This window comes from Rhodococcus sp. NS-SX18, from assembly GCF_057367935.1.
The window spans coordinates 1,671,536-1,688,446 of the sequence record NZ_CM170633.1; the positions used below are offsets into that span (position 1 = coordinate 1,671,536).

Here is a 16,911-nt window from a genome sequence, read left to right on the forward strand (position 1 = left end):
GAAACGGCGCGAGCCGGGCCGGCCGCCCCGAAGGGCAAGCGCGACCCGGCTCGTGTGAGAACCGCGGGGTACCGCCGGTGACTACTGACCGAACGCCTTCTCCAGGATCTCCTGCTGCTCGACAGCGTGCACCTTGCTCGACCCGGACGACGGCGCCGACATCGCGCGGCGCGACACCCGCTTGATGCCCGACAGCTTCTCGGGCAGCATCTCCGGCAGCGCCAGGCCCAGGAACGGCCACGCGCCCTGGTTGGCCGGCTCCTCCTGCACCCAGAAGAACTCGTGCGCGTTCGGGTACCGGTCGAGTGCCTCGGCGATACGGCGGCGCGGCACCGGGTACAGCTGCTCGATCCGCAGGATCGCGACGTCGTCCCGCTTCTCCTTGTCCTTCTTGGCCTTCAGCTCCCAGTAGAGCTTGCCGGAGGTCAGCAGGACGCGGGTGACCTTCTCGCGGTCGCCGCCGTCGCTCTCGTACAGCGGCTCCTCGAACACCGAGCGGAACTTGCCGCTGGTGAAGTCCTCGAGGTTGCTGAGCGCGGCCTTGTTGCGCAGCATCGACTTCGGCGTGAACACCACCAGCGGACGGCGGATCCCGTCGAGGTGATGCCGGCGCAGCAGGTGGAAGTAGCTCGCCGGGGTGGACGGCATGGCCACCGTCATCGACCCCTCCGCGCACAGCTGCAGGAACCGCTCGATGCGGCCCGAGGTGTGGTCCGGGCCCTGGCCCTCGTGGCCGTGCGGCAGCAGCAGCACCACGTCGGAGAGCTGGCCCCACTTGGCTTCGCCGGAGGAGATGAACTCGTCGATGATGGACTGCGCGCCGTTGACGAAGTCACCGAACTGCGCCTCCCACAGCACCAGCGCCTCCGGGTTGCCCACGGAGTAGCCGTACTCGAAGCCCAGGCCCGCGAACTCGGTGAGCGCCGAGTCGTACACCATGAACTTGCCGCCCTTGCCGCCCTCGGCAGCGACCTGCTGCAGGGGGGTGTACTCGGCGCCGGTCTTGCGGTCGATGAGCACTGCGTGACGCTGGGTGAACGTGCCGCGGCGCGAGTCCTGGCCGGCCAGACGCACCAGCGCGCCCTGCTCGACCAGCGAACCGAACGCGAGCAGCTCGGCGTACGCCCAGTCGATGTGGCCCTCACGGGACATCTCGCGACGCTTCTCGACGACCGGCTTGACGCGCGGGTGCACGGAGAAGCCCTCGGGGACGTTCACGAACGCGTCGCCGATCCGCTCGAGCACCGACTTGTCGACGGCGGTGGTCAGCTTCGCCGGCGGCGTCTGGTCGAGCTCGACCGACTCGGACGGCTCCGGCTTGAACTTCTCGAGCTCGCGGACCTCGTTGAAGACCCGTTCGAGCTGGCCCTGGTAGTCGCGCAGCGCGTCCTCGGCCTCTTTGAGCGAGATGTCGCCACGACCGATGAGGGACTCGGTGTAGCTCTTGCGGACGCTGCGCTTGGTGTCGATCACGTCGTACATCGCCGGCTGCGTCATCGACGGGTCGTCGCCCTCGTTGTGCCCGCGACGGCGGTAGCAGATCATGTCGATGACGACGTCCTTGTTGAACTTCTCGCGGAAGTCCACGGCGAGGCGGGCCACCCACACGCACGCCTCCGGGTCGTCGCCGTTGACGTGGAAGATCGGCGCACCGATCATCTTCGCGACGTCGGTGCAGTACTCCGACGACCGCGAGTGCTCAGGGGCCGTGGTGAATCCGACCTGGTTGTTGACGACGATGTGCACGGTGCCGCCGGTGCGGTAGCCGCGCAGCAGCGCGAGGTTGAGGGTCTCGGCCACGACACCCTGACCGGCGAATGCCGCGTCACCGTGCAGCAGCAGCGGCATGACGGTGAAGCCGCCCTCACCCTTGTCCAGGATGTCCTGCTTGGCGCGCACGAGGCCTTCGAGGACCGGGTTGACGGCCTCGAGATGCGACGGGTTCGCCGTGAGCGAGACGTTGATGTCGTTGTCGCCGAACATCTGGATGTAGTTGCCCTCGGCGCCGAGGTGGTACTTCACGTCGCCGGATCCGTGCGCAGCGGCCGGGTTCAGGTTGCCCTCGAACTCGGTGAAGATCTTCGAGTACGGCTTGCCGACGATGTTGGCCAGCACGTTCAGGCGGCCGCGGTGCGGCATCGCGATGGCGACCTCGTCGAGCTCGTGCTCGGCGGCCTGGTCGATGATCGCGTCCATCATCGGGATGACCGACTCGGCGCCCTCGAGCGAGAACCGCTTCTGGCCGACGTACTTGGTCTGCAGGAACGTCTCGAACGCCTCGGCGGCGTTGAGGCGGCTGAGGATGTACTTCTGCTGCGCCACGGTCGGCTTGACGTGGTGCGCCTCGACGCGCTCCTGCAGCCACTGCTGCTGCTCGGGGTCGAGGATGTGGGTGTACTCCACGCCGACGTGGCGGCAGTAGGCGTCGCGCAGCACCGACAGCACGTCGCGCAGCTTCATGCGCTGCTGCCCGTGGAACCCACCGACGTTGAACTCGCGGTCGAGGTCCCACAGCGTCAGGTCGTGCGTGGTGACGTCGAGGTCCGGGTGGGACCGGAACTTGTCCTTGACGAACTGCAGCGGATCCGTGTCGGCCATCAGGTGGCCGCGGCTGCGGTAGGCGGCGATCAGCTCGAGGACTCGGGTGCTCTTGTCGACGGCGCCTTCCGGCACATCCTTGCGCCAGCGGACCGGCTCGTAGGGGATGTGCAGCGTGTGGAAGATCTCGTCGTAGAAATCGTCGCTGATGAGCAGGTTGTGGACGGTCCGCAGGAAGTCGCCGGACTCCGCGCCCTGGATGATGCGGTGATCGTAGGTGGAGGTCAGCGTCATGAGCTTGCCGACACCGAGCTCGGCGATGCGCTCGTCGGAGGCGCCCTGGAACTCGGCCGGGTACTCCATCGCGCCGGCGCCGATGATGGCGCCCTGGCCCGGCATCAGCCGCGGCACCGAGTGCACGGTGCCGATACCGCCCGGGTTGGTCAGCGAAATGGTGACCCCGGAGAAGTCCTCCGCGGTGAGCTTGCCGTCGCGCGCGCGACGGACGATGTCCTCGTACGCGGAGTAGAACTGCGCGAAGTTCATCGACTCGCAGTTCTTGATCGCGGCGACGACGAGCGACCGGTTGCCGTCCTTGCCGGCCAGGTCGATGGCCAGACCGAGATTGGTGTGCGCGGGGGTGACCGCGTTCGGCTTGCCGTCGATCTCGGCGAAGTGGCGGTTCATGTTCGGGAACGCCTTGACCGCCTGCACGATGGCGTAGCCGAGCAGGTGGGTGAACGAGACCTTGCCGCCGCGGGTACGGGCGAGGTGGTTGTTGATGACGATCCGGTTGTCGACCATCAGCTTCGCAGGGATGGCGCGCACGCTGGTGGCGGTCGGGATCGAAAGCGAGGCGTTCATGTTCTTCGCGACGGCAGCGGCAGCGCCACGGAGAACCTTGGACTCTTCCTGAGGGGCCGAAGCGGCGGGCTTCGCGGGAGCCGGCTTGGCGGCGGGCTTCGCGGGGGCCGCCTTGGCGGCTGCCGGCTTGGCGGCGGGCTCGGCCGGCTTCGGAGCGGGCTTGGCCGGGGCGGTGCCGGGCTTGGCCGGGGCGGTGTCGGCCTTCGGCGGGGTGGGGGTGGCCTTCGGCGGAGCCGCGGCCGGGGCGGCCTTCGAGGCGGGAGCGGATTCGGTGGAGGTCGGAGCGGAACTCTGCGCCGGACGCTGGGTCTGCGTGGCACCGTTCGCGCCACCTGCGACCGCCGCCTCCGGGGAGTAGTCCGTCAAGAATTCGTGCCAGCTGGCGTCCACGGACGACGGATCGTCCTGGAACCGCTGGTACATCTCGTCAACCAACCACTGGTTCTGTCCGAACTGGGAAGTAGAGCTGCTGCTCACGGCAGTTGTTCGCCTCGTTTCTTTCTTCGGTACCCGATCGGAGTGCCTATGTATATGAGGCTAGCCCGCGACTGTGACGAACGAAAAAGCTCTGCCACGGTCGAGACCTACCTCACAATCTCTGAGTCGACGGGGTCCCCATCGACGACGGTTCTCGCCAGCCGATTATTCCCTGCCCGCATTTGGGCCGCATCACAGAGGGTCGTGTACACGCCCCCGGCATGACGCAGCGCGTCGTGCGATCCGGTCTCCACGATGCGCCCACCGTCGACCACCACGATCAGGTCGGAGCGGGCCGCGGTCGCCAATCGGTGGGCCACCACCACGGCAGTGCGGCTGCGGGTCACCGACTCGCCCGCCGCGAGTACCGCGCGTTCGGTGCCCGGGTCGAGAGTCGCCGTGGCCTCGTCGAGCAGCAGCAGGTCCGGATCGACGAGTTCGGCCCGGGCCAGCGCGACGAGCTGACGCTGCCCGGCGGACAGGCCTTGCCCCCGCTCGCCGACGGGGTGCAGCATGCCGCCGGGCAGACCGGCGATCATGTCGAGCGCCCCCACTGCGCGGGCTGCCGCCTCGATGTCCGAGCGGTCCGCGCCCGGCCGCCCGTAGGCGATGTTGCTCGCGACGGTGCCGGTGAACAGATGCGCTTCCTGCGGGACGACGCCGAGCCGGGCCCGGTATTCGGGCAGTCGGTAGCCGCGCAGGTCGACGTCGTCCACGCGCACCGAACCGGACGTCGGATCGTAGAACCGGGCCAGCAGTTTGACGATCGTGGACTTGCCGGCCCCCGTGCGTCCGACCAGTGCCACCGTCGAACCGGCCGGGAAGTGCAGGTCCACGCCGGTGAGCGCGTCCGCGTCGGCACCCGCGTAGCGGAACCCGACCTGTTCGAGCCGTACGTCGCCGCGCAGATGTCCCGGGATCGGCACCGTGCCGGTGCCGCCCGTCTCGAGGGAACTCTCGGTCCGCAGCAGGTCACCGATCCGGCGCAGTCCCACCCGGGCCTGCTGATAGCCGTCGAACACCTGCGACAACTGCTGGATGGGGCCGAACAGCAGACCGAGGTAGAGCACGAATGCGACGAGCACGCCCGCGGTCGTCGCGCCCGACGCCACCTCCCGGGCCCCGACGAACACCACCGCCGCCAGCGCGAGGTCGGACAGCAGCGCGATGAACGGGAAGTACAGGGAGATGGCCCGCTGGGAGCGCATCCGGCTGCGCCGGTACGCGTCGGCGCGTTCCGCGAACCGGCGGGCTGCGAATTCCTCGCGACGGTATGCCTGGGCCGCCCGCAACCCGGTGATGTTCTCCTGGAAGTCCGCATTGACCAGCGAGATGCGTTCACGGGAGACCGAGTAGGCCGTGGACGAGACCCGCCGGAACCACAGTGTCGCGGCGAGCAGCGGCGGCACCACCGCCAGCGCCACCAGCCCCAGGGTGAGGTCGGTGGCGAGCAGGGCGACGGAGATCCCGGCCAGCGTCAGCACGCTCACCACCGCAGTGGACAACCCGGTCTGGATGAACGACGAGAGCGCATCGACGTCCGTGGTCATCCGGGTCATGATGCGGCCGGACAGTTCCCGCTCGTAGTAGTCCAGACCGAGTCGTTGCAGGTGCGCATAGCTGCGCACCCGCAATCCGAACAGCACCCGCTCACCGGCACGCGCGGTGAGGACGGTGAGCAGCGCGACCACCAGCCACGCCAGCAGCGCCAGCGCGGCACCCACCGCGGTGGCCGCCCACAATCGGCCGGGGTCGCCCGGCGTGACGCCCCGGTCGACGGCGTAGCGCACGATCGACGGGAACGCGATGGACGTCAGCGACTCGACCGCCAGGCACAGCACCACCGCCGCGAGAATCCACCGCACCGGCCGCAGCGTCCGGGACAGACGGAACTCGGGGTCGAATCGGCGCAGCTGTGCCGTGTCCAGTCCCGGTTGCTCGGTGGCCGGGGGCAACGCCTCGACCGCCCGGCGCAGCGCCGGCGTCGGGGCGATCGACCCGAGGGCACCGCTCATCGGGCCGCCACCGCGGCCGCCGCTCGTCCGGCCGCCCGCGGCCGGACCCGCCTGTGGCGCCGCCACCCGGGCCACGGCCGGATCGGAGTCCGGCGCTGTCTGCGGCCACAACGCCCCAGCGGCGTGCGTGGTGCGGTCCGGCTCGGGCGCCTCGTCCTCGTCGCCACTGAGCAGGGCCCGGAACAGCGCATTGCGCGTCTCGAGTTCGTGGACCGTTCCGGAGTCGGCCACGCGGCCGCCGTCGAGCACCGCGACCCGGTCGGCGAGGGAGAGCGTGGACCGCCGGTGCGCGAGGATCAGCGTGGTGCGCTTCGGGCGTGCCCGCAGCGCCGCGAAGATCGCGGCCTCCGTCTCCGCGTCCACGGCCGAGGTCGCGTCGTCGAGAATCAGGACCCGAGGGTCGAGCAGCAACGCACGGGCCAGCGCGACACGCTGCCGTTGCCCGCCGGAGAGCGTCAGCCCCCGCTCGCCGACCACGGTGTCGTATCCGTCGGGGAGCGCCTCGACGAACTCGTCCGCGCACGCCGCCCGCGCGGCGGCGCGGATCTCCTCGGCGCTCGCCTCGGGCCGGCCGAGCGCGATGTTCGCGGCGATCGTGTCCGAGAACAGGAACGGCTCGTCGAACACCAGGCTCACCGCCTCGCGCAACTGCTCGGCACGCAGGGCGGCGACGTCGATTCGTTCGCCGTCGGCGGCGGTGACGTACACCGTCCCGCACTCGGGGGCATAGAACCGGGGCAGCAACAGCGACAGCGCGGTCTTGCCGGAGCCGGCGGCGCCGACCACGGCGACGGTCTCGCCCGGCGCCAGTTCGAGATCGAGACCGTCGAGGACGGGCCGGTCGGGCTCGAAGCCGAAGGTCACCGAATCGAGGACCAGCCCGAGCGGTCCCTCCGGCAACGGCACCGGGTGCGGCGGGTCGGCGACGTCGGGTTCGGTGTCGATCACCTCGTACACCCGCTCGACCGCCGCCCGGGAGAGCTGCGCCATGATCACCACCGACGACAGCGTGCGGGTGGTCGCCGTCATCGTCGCCAGGTAGGCGGCGAACGCGAGGAACGTGCCGACGGTGACGGTGCCCTGCAGGGCCAGCCAGCCGCCGAGCGCGATCACGGCGACGAGCCCGAGCTGGGGGATGGCCCCCATCGGGGCGGCGAACGCGGCGTTGACCCGGGCGGCGCGCATGCGCTCGGCGTAGAGGGCGCGACCGTGTTGTTCGAGCTGGTCGACGGCGCGAGCCTCCTGCCCGAATCCCTTGACCACCCGCACCCCGGTGACGGTCTCCTCCACGTGCTGGGCCAGGTCTGCGGCGCGTTGCTGCGCCGACCACGTCGCCGCGAACAGCCTGGGCCGGACGAGGGCCACCACCCCGGCGATCACCGGCACGGTGACGAGAGCGACCAGGGTCAGCAGCGGTGACAGCACCGCCATGATCACAAGTGCCAGCACGAACTGGAGCAGCGCCCCCGCCGACATGGGGACCATCGCGAGCAGACCCTGGACGAGTTGCAGGTCGGTGATGGAGCGCGACACCACCTGCCCGGTGCGGATCTGGTCCTGGCCGCGTCCGTCGAGCCGCTGCAAGGAGGCGAGCAGACCGAGCCGCAGGTCGTGCTGCACGTCGAGGGAGAGCCGGCCGGCGAGCATCCGCCGGCCGTACTGGCACCCGAACCGCACCACCGCGCCCCCCGCGATCGCCGCCGCCGCCAGGCCGATCAGCTGGAGGTCGTGACCCTCCGGGTGGGTGGCGCTGTCGAGTGCCAGCTTGGTCAGCAGCGGGAAGGTGATGTCGATCAGTGCGGCGACGACGGTGACGGTCAGCGCGCCGAGCGCGACGCGGCGATGCCGCCAGGCCTCCGCGCCCAGCCGACGGATCCAACCGGGGGAACGCGCGTCGTGTGCCATCGTCCTCCGACATTAGCGCCGGCGGCCGACAGGACGCGGGCCGCGGTTACGGCGATCCGCTCCCGTCGAAGCGGATCCGCTCGGCCCTTCGGAATCCGCTCCGCGCGCGACCGGCGCGAATTCGCAACGAGCGGACGAATCCGCGCAGAGGGTCTCAGACGATGTCGCGGGTACGGGTACGCCACCAGCCGAGGCCGCACAGCAGCACCGTCCAGCCGAGCAACCCCAGCGGCGCCGCCGGCCACGTCACGGCCGGGTCCACCTCCTCGGGCAGGTCGATGACCGTGAAGACGGTGTACCAGGTGAGCTGTCCGGGCAGCAGCCGGGCGAGCGCGCCCGCCCCGAGACCGTCGAGGATCAGCGAAACGATCAGTTCCCCGAACGGGATCCAAGCGGTGATCGCCAGGACACTGCCGACCGTCGAACCGGTGAGCAGGCCGAGTCCCGCGCCCATGAGGGCCCACAGCATCGCGGCGAACAGGCCGGCGCCGAGGACCGCGACGACACTGCCCGCCCCCGAGCCGTCGCCGGACAGTCCGCCGCCGAACATCAGGATGGTCAGCATCGACACGGTTTCGGCCACCACGCAGTACAACAGGCCGAACGCGACCGCCGTCGTCAGCTTGGCGGCGATCACCCCGTCGCGGCCGCGGGTGGTCAGGAAGCTGGTGACGATGGTGCGGTGCTGGAACTCGCTGCCCGTGTTGACCACTCCGAACAGGGCCGCGAACAGGAACACCAGCGCGAGTGCGACCGCGACACCGATCGCGGCGGCGGCGGCTTCGGCGAAGTTCTCGCCGACGAAGCCCTCGAGCGTGGTGAGGATCGGCAGGGTCAGAGCCCCCGAGAACAGGCCCACCACCACGGGGGCGATGCCGAGGGTCCACCAGTAGCGCAGGCCCAGGACCTTTCGGAACTCGGCCGTCAGCAACGCAGTCAACGGGGTCCTTCCCAACCGGTCGGCGGATGAGGTTGCCCGGCAGGCGGGAACTGCCCCGGGTAGGGCGGGGGCTGCGGAGACGGCGGTCCCTGCATGCCCCATGCCGGGGCGGCGCCCACGTACTGACCCGCCGTCATCGCCAGGAACACCTGTTCCAGGTCGGCGTGCTCGACGCTCGTCCCGAAGACGGTCACGCCGTACGCGGCGGCGAGCTCGGTGACGCGCTCGGGTTCCACCCCGACGATCGCGAGCCGCCCGTCGGGCTGCACCTGCGCGTCCGTGTGGCCCGACGCGGCGAGAGCCGTCGCCAGGCGGGCGGGATCGGAGACGGCGACGAGGACCCGGGCGCGGTGCGCATGCCGCAGATCCGCCGTCGTGCCCTGGTGCACGAGCCTGCCGCGGCTGATGATCACCAGACGGTCGGCGGTCTGCTCGACCTCCCGCAGGATGTGACTCGAGATCAGCACGGTGCCACCGGAGCGGGCGTAGCCGAGCAGGAAGTCGCGCAACCAGGCCATACCTTCGGGATCGAGGCCGTTCGCCGGTTCGTCGAGCACGAGGTAACGCGGTTCACCGAGCAGCGCGGTGGCCAGCGCCAGCCGCTGCCGCATGCCGAGGGAGAACTCGCCGATCCGCCGGCGGGCGGCCGCGGCGAGCCCGGTCAGGTCGAGGACGCGCCGCACCTGCGCCGAGGGCACGCCGATCGCCGCGGCGTACACCTCGAGATGGGTGCCGGCGGTGTGCTTGGGATGGAAGCTCTGCGCGTCCAGCACCGCACCGAGCACCCGTGCCGGGTGTGGCAGCGACGTGAAGGGCACCCCGTCGACGAGCGCGACACCGGCAGTCGGGCGCACCAGACCGAGCAGCATCCGCAGGGTCGTGGTCTTCCCGGAGCCGTTCGGCCCGAGAAATCCGGTGATCGAGCCCGGCGGCACGGAGAACGACAGGTCCGACACCGCGGGCACGTCGCGGAAGTTCTTCCACAGGCCCTGCACGGCGATGCCCGGCGGCGCGGTCGCGTACCCGGAGCCGGCGGCCGGCTCCGTCGGGAACGGCGCTGTCATCGATTCCCTCTCTGGTGGGTCCTGCTCGGACCCCGCGAGCCTACGTGCCCGGCGCGGCAGGCCGGGAGAAGGACCGTTCGAGGAACGGCAGCACCAGTTCGAGAAATTCGCTGGGGGCGTCGAGCTGCGGGCAGTGCCCGGCGTCCGGAATGATCGCGACCCGCCGTCGGGCGCCGGTGTGCACCCGGCCCGCGGCGCGCGCCGGGGTGATGAGATCCCGCTCGCCCCACACCAGCAGTGCCGGCACGGACAGGGAGTTCACCATCTCGGGGATCGGCAGCCGGGCCAGTTCGGGGATCACGGCCCGGCCGACGGCCAGCAGGGTCTCGATGCTGCGCCGGGTCGCGTAGTTCGCCGCGAACGCGGTGCGGGTGTCGACGCCCAGCCGGTCCGGACGATGGAGCGCCGCGCGGGCGTAGAGGGTGGCGACGGCGAACTGAACCAGGGCGGGCGGCACGGGCCGGGACAGCGCGCGCGAGACCATGTCCAGCGGCAATCGCGCGCCGCTGGACCAGCTGCGCGGGATGCCGGCCATCCCCGGCATGTCGGCGAGCACGACGCCGTCCACCCGGCCCGGATACGTCGACGCGAATGCCAGCGAGGTCACCGCCCCCAGCGAATTGCCGATCAGCGCCACCGGATCCGCACAGTCGGCGATCACCTCGGCGACGGTGTCGACGTAGTGGTCCAGCACCGGCGCCCGCCAGTGCCCGGCGCTACGGCCGAATCCGGGCAGGTCGACGGTCAGGACCCGGTGGCGCTCGGCCAGAGCCGGGGCCACCTTGCACCAGGTGCCCCCGTGATCGGAGTATCCGTGCAGGAGGACCACGGTGCGGGATCCGGACCCACTCTCGCGCACGAACACCTTGCCGGCGGACATGTCACCAGCCGGTCAGGGGAGAGGACAGCGCCTGCCAGTTCGGATCCCCGTCCGGTCCGGAAGCCGCGTCGGTGAGCCGCCGACGCTGCGACGGCCACTGCGCCGGCGGCGGCCCGAACGCGTCCCGCGCGTTCGCGATGACCCGCTTGCCCAGCGCTCGGTTGCCCGCACCACCGATCGCGGCACCGATGCCGGCCGGCACGAGCTTGCCGAACACCAGGGCGCTGCGCTTGGCGAGGTACTTGCGGACGAAGGTCCGCACGAGCGACTTGTTCACGGACTTCAGCTGGGCCCCGGGGATCTTGCCGGTGAGCGCCGACGTCCACGTCTTCGCGGTCGTGCCGGTGGCCCGCTCGACGATCTCCATGCCGGCTTCGCCCAGTGCCACGGCGAGCACGAGGGCGCGGCGCTGCTCGTGCTGGTGCGGTTCGATCCCGTGCACCGACGCCACCGCCAGGGTCAGCAGCGCGGCGGCCTCGAGGAAGAATGCGGTCTCGGCGCCGACCGCGGCGATCGACGCGAGCGTGCCGAGACCGGGCACGGTCGCCGCGGCGCCGGCCGCCGTACCGCTCCCGGTGACTCCGTTGAGGAAGGTCTTCTCCAACCGCCTGATGATCTGCTCGGGGGTCTCGTCGGGATGGGCGCGCCGCGTCAGGTCGACGTAGCGTGCCACCGCAGGCGCCTGCAGCCTGCTGCCGTTGTCCAGGAGCGTGACGAGATACTTCTCCACGCGTCCCACCCTGTCGCTCATCGTCCTCGATCCTCCCGGCCCCCTCGGGCCTGTGCGCAGGGGCCGTGCGTCCCACGGCCGTCCACCTTGTGTACCCCGTGAGCTACGGGTCTATCCCTGTCTACTCTGGGACCGTGACCGGCATCTCGGACGGTGCCCGGCGGCGGCCCGCCCCGCCGCTGCGCCCCTACGTGCGCAGTTACGACGGGTACCGGCTGACGGGCTTCGCCCCCGGTACCCACCTCGGTCTGCCGTCCCCGGACCTGACCGTCGTGCTCACGATCGGCGCCCCTGTCGAACTCGCGCGGGCCGCGGCGCCGGGGCAGGGCCCGGGCCGGTTCGGTGCGCTCGCGAGCGGCCTGGCCACCACCGCCGTCACCATCGCCCACGACGGCAACCAGCACGGAATCCAGCTCGCGCTCACCCCGGCGGGAGCCCGGGTACTGCTGGGGGTGCCCGCCGGTGCGCTCGGCGCGTGGGTCGTCGATCTCGAGGACGTGCTCGGTGCCGCCGCCCGCGAACTCGCTGAGCGGATCGCCGCCACTGCGGAGTGGGAGAGCCGATTCCGGATCCTCGACGAGGTGCTCGCCCGGCGGCTCGCCGCCGAGCGCGGCGAGATCGATGCGCACCTGCGGCACGTGTGGAGCAGACTGCAGGACCCCCGCACGCCCGGCGTGCGGATCGCCGACCTCGCCGACGAGATCGGTTGGAGCCGTAGGCATCTGAACGCTCGATTCACCGCCGAGTTCGGGGTCGGGCCCAAGGAGGCGGCGCGGGTGGTCCGGTTCGACCGGTCCTGCCGGCTGCTGCGCCGTCCCGGGCCACACGTGCTCGCCGACGTGGCCGTCCGGTCCGGATTCTACGATCAGGCCCACCTCGCACGGGAATGGCGCGCGATCGCCGGAGTTCCGCCGTCGCGCTGGCTGCGCGACGAGCAGTTCCCAATCGTCCAAGACGGCGACCCGGACGCCGACGAACACTGGCAACTATGACCACGACAGCACTCACCACACCCGTATGGCCCTGCCTCTCCTACACCGATGCCCGGGCGGCGATCCGCTTCCTCGTCGACGCGTTCGGTTTCACCGAGAACGCCGTCTACGGCGACGGCGAGCGCGTCGACCACGCCGAGCTGCGCTGGCCGCACGGCGGCGGCGTCATGCTCGGCTCGGCCGGCCGGGGCGGCCCGATCGAGATACCCGCCGGCACCGGCTGCATCTACCTCGTCGTCCCCGACGCCGCCGCGGTCGACGCGCTGCACGCCCGCGCCGTGGCCGCCGGCGCCACGGTCGTCCTCGGTCTGCACGACACCGACTACGGATCGCACGACTTCACGTGCCGGGACCCGCAGGGGGTGTACTGGAGTTTCGGAACGTACGCGGGCGCGTGAGTCAGGCCCAGGCCGGCACCGCCTCCCGCGCCCGCGGCGGGGGCGGAGGCGTGCCGTCGCCGAACGGCGTGCCGCCCAGCTCTTCCCGGCCGTGCGGGGTCAGCCACCCGCTCGGGTCGGGGCCCTTCGGCACGATCTGCGTCGGATTGATGTCGGTGTGCACGATGTAGTAGTGCTGCTTGATCTGCCCGAAGTCGATGGTGTCGCCGAAACCGGGAGTCTGGAACAGGTCCCGGGCGTACCCCCACAGTGCCGGCATCGACGCCAGCAGATTCCGGTTGCACTTGAAGTGCCCGTGGTAGACGGCGTCGAAGCGGGCCAGGGTGGTGAACAGCCGCACGTCAGCCTCGGTGATCGTCTCGCCCACCAGGTACCGACGGGAGGTCAGCCGTTCCTCGAGCCAGTCCAGCCGCGCGAACAGCCGGTCGAAGGCGCGGTCGTACGCGCGCTGGGACCCCGCGAACCCACACCGGTACACGCCGTTGTTGACGTCCTGGTAGACGAGCTCGGCGACCTCGTCGATCTCGTCGCGCAGCGGTTCCGGATAGAGGTCGGGGGCGCCGTCGCGGTGCAGCGCCGTCCACTCCGTGGCGAAGTCCAGGGTGATCTGCGGGTAGTCGTTGGTGACCACGCGGCCGGTGGGCACGTCCACGACGGCGGGCACCGTGATCCCCCGGGAGTACTCCGGGTCACGGGCGAAGTACGCGTCCTGCAACCGCGGGATCTGCAGCACCGGATCCAGTCCGTCCGGGTCCAGATCGAAGGTCCAGCTGCGCTCGTCGTGCGTGGGCCCGCACAACCCCAGCGACAGCGCGTCCTCGAGCCCCAGCAGCCGGCGCACGATGAGCGCGCGGTTCGCCCAGGGGCAGGCGCGGGCGGCGACCAGCCGGTACCGGCCGGCCTCCACCGGGTACCCGTCGCGCCCGTCGGCCGTGATGCGCGTGGTGATGTAGTGCGTGTCGCGGTTGTACTCGGCGCCGGGCGTGACGTACCCGTCCCCGTCGCCTCCGGAGTGCTCGTTCACCGGTCTCCCTTCGTTCGTCACGTTCCTGCGGCGGCCGGTAGTGCCACCGAGACGTGGGTTCCCAGTTCGGTGTACCCCAACACCGCGGCCAGGCCACGTCCGGCGGTGTTGTCGCGCCGGGCCCGCCACTGCGGGACGAGCCCGGCGTCGAGCGCGTCGTGCGTCGCCAGAGTCGCGACGGTCGCCGCCAGGCCGATCCGCCGGTGCTCCGGCACGGTCAGCGCCGTCACGTCCGCCAGGATCGACTGCACCTCCGTGTACACCGCACCCGACAGCGGCCGGTGGTCGTCGTCGAGCAGCACGAACGACGACGCCTCCCCGGTCACGTTTTCGAGGCCCGCCTCGGTCGCATCGTCGGGTGGGCAGCGCCGCAGCAGCTCCGCCAGGTCGTCGAGCTCGTGGGAGATCAGCGGATCGCGGACCCGCGTCGCGTCGACCCAGTCGGCGCAGTAGCTCAGCGCGTGGCTGCGCACCGCGTGCCCGCGCGTCAGGTCGAGCAGCACCGACGCGTCCAGCTCCGCATCGGGCACCGCCGCGACCGCGTCCACCACCCAGCCCGGGCCCACCACCGCGCTGACCTCACCGAGCCGCAACACCCGGACCAGGGCGGATGCGTCGTCCACCCGCGTCACCCGGCCCGGGGCGGCGAGCGCTGCGTCGTCGAGCCCGAGTTCGCGGCACCAGGCCAGCCGCACGATGTCCAGGAGATGTCCGTCCACGGCGCTACCGTAGACGCCTACGAGCGGAGGACGTGCGGGTGGAGACCGAGACTAGTCCGTGGCCGGCGCTGTGGGCGCTGTGCCTCGGGTTCTTCATGATTCTGGTGGACAGCACCATCGTGGCGGTCGCCAACCCGGCGATCATGCGGGCGCTGGACACCGACATCAACAACGTCGTGTGGGTCACCAGTGCCTACCTGCTGGCCTACGCGGTGCCGCTCCTGGTCACCGGCCGCCTGGGGGACCGGTTCGGCCCGAAACGCGTCTACCTGGCGGGGCTGGTGGTGTTCACCGCGGCGTCGTTGTGGTGCGGGTTGTCCGGCACCGTCGCCGTTCTCGTCGTCGCCCGGGTCTTCCAGGGCCTCGGTGCGGCGCTGATGACTCCCCAGACCATGGCGATCATCACCCGCACCTTCCCGCCGGACCGGCGGGGCACCGCCATGGGCCTGTGGGGCGCGGTGGCCGGCGTGGCCACCCTCGTGGGTCCGCTGGCCGGCGGTGTCCTCGTCGACCACCTCGGCTGGGAGTGGATCTTCTTCGTCAACGTGCCGGTCGGGATCGTCGGGTTCGTCCTGGCGGCGCGCCTGGTCCCGGTGCTGCCCACCCATCCGCACCGGTTCGACCTCCTCGGCGTGCTGCTCAGCGGCGCGGGCATGTTCTGCCTCGTGTTCGGTATCCAGGAGGGCAACTCCTACGACTGGTCCACGCCCGTGTGGGTGCTCGTCGCCGCCGGGGTGGCGCTGCTCGTGGTGTTCGTGTGGTACCAGTCCCGTGGGCGCGGAGAGCCGCTCGTCCCGCTCGGCTTGTTCCGTGACCGCAACTTCTCCCTGGCCAACCTCGGCATCGCCGCGATGGGTTTCTCGGTCACCGCGATGGTCCTGCCGCTGATGTTCTACGCCCAGGGCGTGCGCGGCTGGACACCCACGGAGTCGGCGCTGCTGATGGCCCCGATGGCGGTCCTGACCGGCGTGCTCGCCCCGATGGTCGGCCGGCTCGTGGACCGGACCCATCCGCGCTACATCGCCGGCACCGGATTCGCGCTGCTCGCCGTGTCGCTGACGTGGCTGGCCGCGGTGATGACGCCCGACTCGCCGGTGTGGCAGCTGCTGCTGCCGATCGCCCTCATGGGCGCCGCGATGGCCGGCATCTGGTCGCCGCTGGCGGCCACCGCGACGCACGGCCTGCCGCCGCATCAGGCGGGGGCCGGGTCGGGGGTCTACAACACCACCCGGCAGGTCGGTGCGGTCCTGGGCAGCGCCGCCGTGGGTGCGCTCATCACCTCGCGCCTCGCCGTGCACGGGTTGACCGGGGGCGGGTCCGCCGAGTCGGCCGGGGGCGGGGCGACGGTCCTGCCGGAGCCGGTGCGCGAGCCGTTCGCCGCCGCCATGGCCGAGTCGACGCTGCTGCCTGCCGCAGTCCTGCTCGTCGGCTTCGCCGCCGCGCTGTTCTTCGCGCGGCCCGACCGGGTCGAGCCGGCGCCGCGCCCGTCCCTCGAGGAACGCAGCACACTCGCCTAGTGTGGCGCGCATGACGCAGATCACCCATCCCACCCGCCTCGAGCGCCACACCACCGCGGCCGGCGCCGAGGTCGCCGTGCTGACCGTCGCGCACGGCAAGCTGAACCTGTTCGACCGGGCCCTGTTCGACGCCGTGATCGCCGACGTCGCCGCGCTCGCGGCGGCGCCGCCACGCGCGGTGTTGATTCGCGCGGAGGGCAAGGTCGTCTCCGGCGGTGTGGACGTCCACCTGTTCGAGGGACTCGACGCCGGCCAGGGTGCGCAGCTGTGGCAGGACCTGTTCGCGCTGATCATCCATCCGCTCGAGGCCCTGCCGTGCCCCGTGGTGTTCGCCGCGCACGGGCTCACCCTCACCGCGGCGTTCGAGATCTCGCTCGCCTGCGACATCGTCCTCGCGGCACCGGGCGCGAAGTTCGGGCTGGTGGAGACCGTCGTCGGCCTGACGCCGTCGATGGGCGGGCCGCAGCGGCTGGCGGAGCGGGCCGGCTCCGGCCGTGCGCGTGAGCTGGTGATGACCGGCGACCTCTACGACGCCGAGACGCTGCGGTCGTGGGGGGTGGTCAACGCGGTCCACGACGACGTCGACGCCGCGGCACGCGCCCTGACGGACCGGCTCGCCGACGGTCCCACCCGCGCCCACGACGCCACCAAGCGCATCATCGGCGCGTGGCGGTCCGGCGGCGTCGCCCACGCCGATTCGGAGACCCCGGAGGTCTCCGGTGCGCTGTTCGGCACCGACGACCTGCAAGGCGCGGTGCGCAGCTTCCTCGTCGACGGGCCGGGGAAGGCGTCGTACACCGGAAGGTGAGCCGATCCAGCCCCCAACTGTGACCCGCGCCATATAGTGC

At 71.3% G+C, this 16,911-nt stretch carries 12 protein-coding genes; 4 read left to right on the top strand and 8 right to left on the bottom strand.

Translation table 11 applies throughout. The features are described 5' to 3' along the window. Positions 1-81 precede the first annotated feature (81 nt). From AC2IPW_RS07875 to AC2IPW_RS07900, 6 genes are all read right to left on the bottom strand, one after another. A complete protein-coding gene (locus tag AC2IPW_RS07875; protein ID WP_081005161.1) occupies positions 82-3,879 on the bottom strand; it encodes a multifunctional oxoglutarate decarboxylase/oxoglutarate dehydrogenase thiamine pyrophosphate-binding subunit/dihydrolipoyllysine-residue succinyltransferase subunit in 3,798 nt (1,265 codons plus the stop codon). Between the two features lie 107 nt (positions 3,880-3,986). Next, complete coding sequence (locus AC2IPW_RS07880) at positions 3,987-7,799, bottom strand: ABC transporter ATP-binding protein (RefSeq protein ID WP_416063106.1); 3,813 nt, start codon at positions 7,797-7,799, stop codon at positions 3,987-3,989. Positions 7,800-7,953: 154 nt separating this feature from the next. Next, on the bottom strand, positions 7,954-8,739 hold the full coding sequence (locus tag AC2IPW_RS07885) for an ABC transporter permease (protein ID WP_486376620.1): 786 nt from the start codon (positions 8,737-8,739) through the stop codon (positions 7,954-7,956). Continuing rightward, positions 8,736-9,803 carry an ABC transporter ATP-binding protein gene (locus AC2IPW_RS07890; protein ID WP_416063108.1) on the bottom strand — a complete coding sequence of 356 codons (1,068 nt, stop codon included), beginning with the start codon at positions 9,801-9,803 and terminating at the stop codon, positions 8,736-8,738. The genes AC2IPW_RS07885 and AC2IPW_RS07890 overlap by 4 nt, the downstream gene beginning before the upstream one ends. 40 nt (positions 9,804-9,843) lie before the next feature. Then, positions 9,844-10,683 (bottom strand): alpha/beta fold hydrolase, encoded by an 840-nt coding sequence (locus AC2IPW_RS07895; protein WP_003936125.1) that lies wholly within the window; start codon positions 10,681-10,683, stop codon positions 9,844-9,846. 1 nt (position 10,684) lies between these two features. Next, a complete protein-coding gene (locus tag AC2IPW_RS07900; RefSeq protein WP_054372257.1) occupies positions 10,685-11,434 on the bottom strand; it encodes a hypothetical protein in 750 nt (249 codons plus the stop codon). A 113-nt stretch (positions 11,435-11,547) separates the two neighbouring features. Here AC2IPW_RS07900 and AC2IPW_RS07905 point away from each other — a divergent pair, with 113 nt between their 5' ends. Then, a complete protein-coding gene (locus tag AC2IPW_RS07905; RefSeq protein ID WP_486376621.1) occupies positions 11,548-12,405 on the top strand; it encodes an AraC family transcriptional regulator in 858 nt (285 codons plus the stop codon). After that, positions 12,402-12,803 (top strand): VOC family protein, encoded by a 402-nt coding sequence (locus AC2IPW_RS07910; protein WP_054372255.1) that lies wholly within the window; start codon positions 12,402-12,404, stop codon positions 12,801-12,803. The genes AC2IPW_RS07905 and AC2IPW_RS07910 overlap by 4 nt, the downstream gene beginning before the upstream one ends. A gap of 1 nt (position 12,804) precedes the next feature. Here the strand turns inward: AC2IPW_RS07910 and AC2IPW_RS07915 are convergent, their stop codons facing one another. Together AC2IPW_RS07915 and AC2IPW_RS07920 are read right to left on the bottom strand one after the other, a co-directional pair. Continuing rightward, complete coding sequence (locus tag AC2IPW_RS07915; RefSeq protein WP_003936129.1) at positions 12,805-13,827, bottom strand: glutathione S-transferase family protein; 1,023 nt, start codon at positions 13,825-13,827, stop codon at positions 12,805-12,807. A 17-nt stretch (positions 13,828-13,844) separates the two neighbouring features. Continuing rightward, positions 13,845-14,546, bottom strand: a complete 702-nt coding sequence (locus AC2IPW_RS07920) for a GNAT family N-acetyltransferase (RefSeq protein WP_003936130.1) — start codon at positions 14,544-14,546, stop codon at positions 13,845-13,847. A gap of 95 nt (positions 14,547-14,641) precedes the next feature. Between AC2IPW_RS07920 and AC2IPW_RS07925 the strand changes: the two genes are divergently transcribed. Both AC2IPW_RS07925 and AC2IPW_RS07930 read left to right on the top strand, forming a co-directional pair. Beyond that, positions 14,642-16,063 carry a DHA2 family efflux MFS transporter permease subunit gene (locus tag AC2IPW_RS07925; RefSeq protein ID WP_486376981.1) on the top strand — a complete coding sequence of 474 codons (1,422 nt, stop codon included), beginning with the start codon at positions 14,642-14,644 and terminating at the stop codon, positions 16,061-16,063. 10 nt (positions 16,064-16,073) lie between these two features. Continuing rightward, positions 16,074-16,871, top strand: coding sequence for an enoyl-CoA hydratase/isomerase family protein (locus tag AC2IPW_RS07930; RefSeq protein ID WP_248957491.1), 798 nt, complete (start codon positions 16,074-16,076; stop codon positions 16,869-16,871). Positions 16,872-16,911 lie beyond the last annotated feature (40 nt).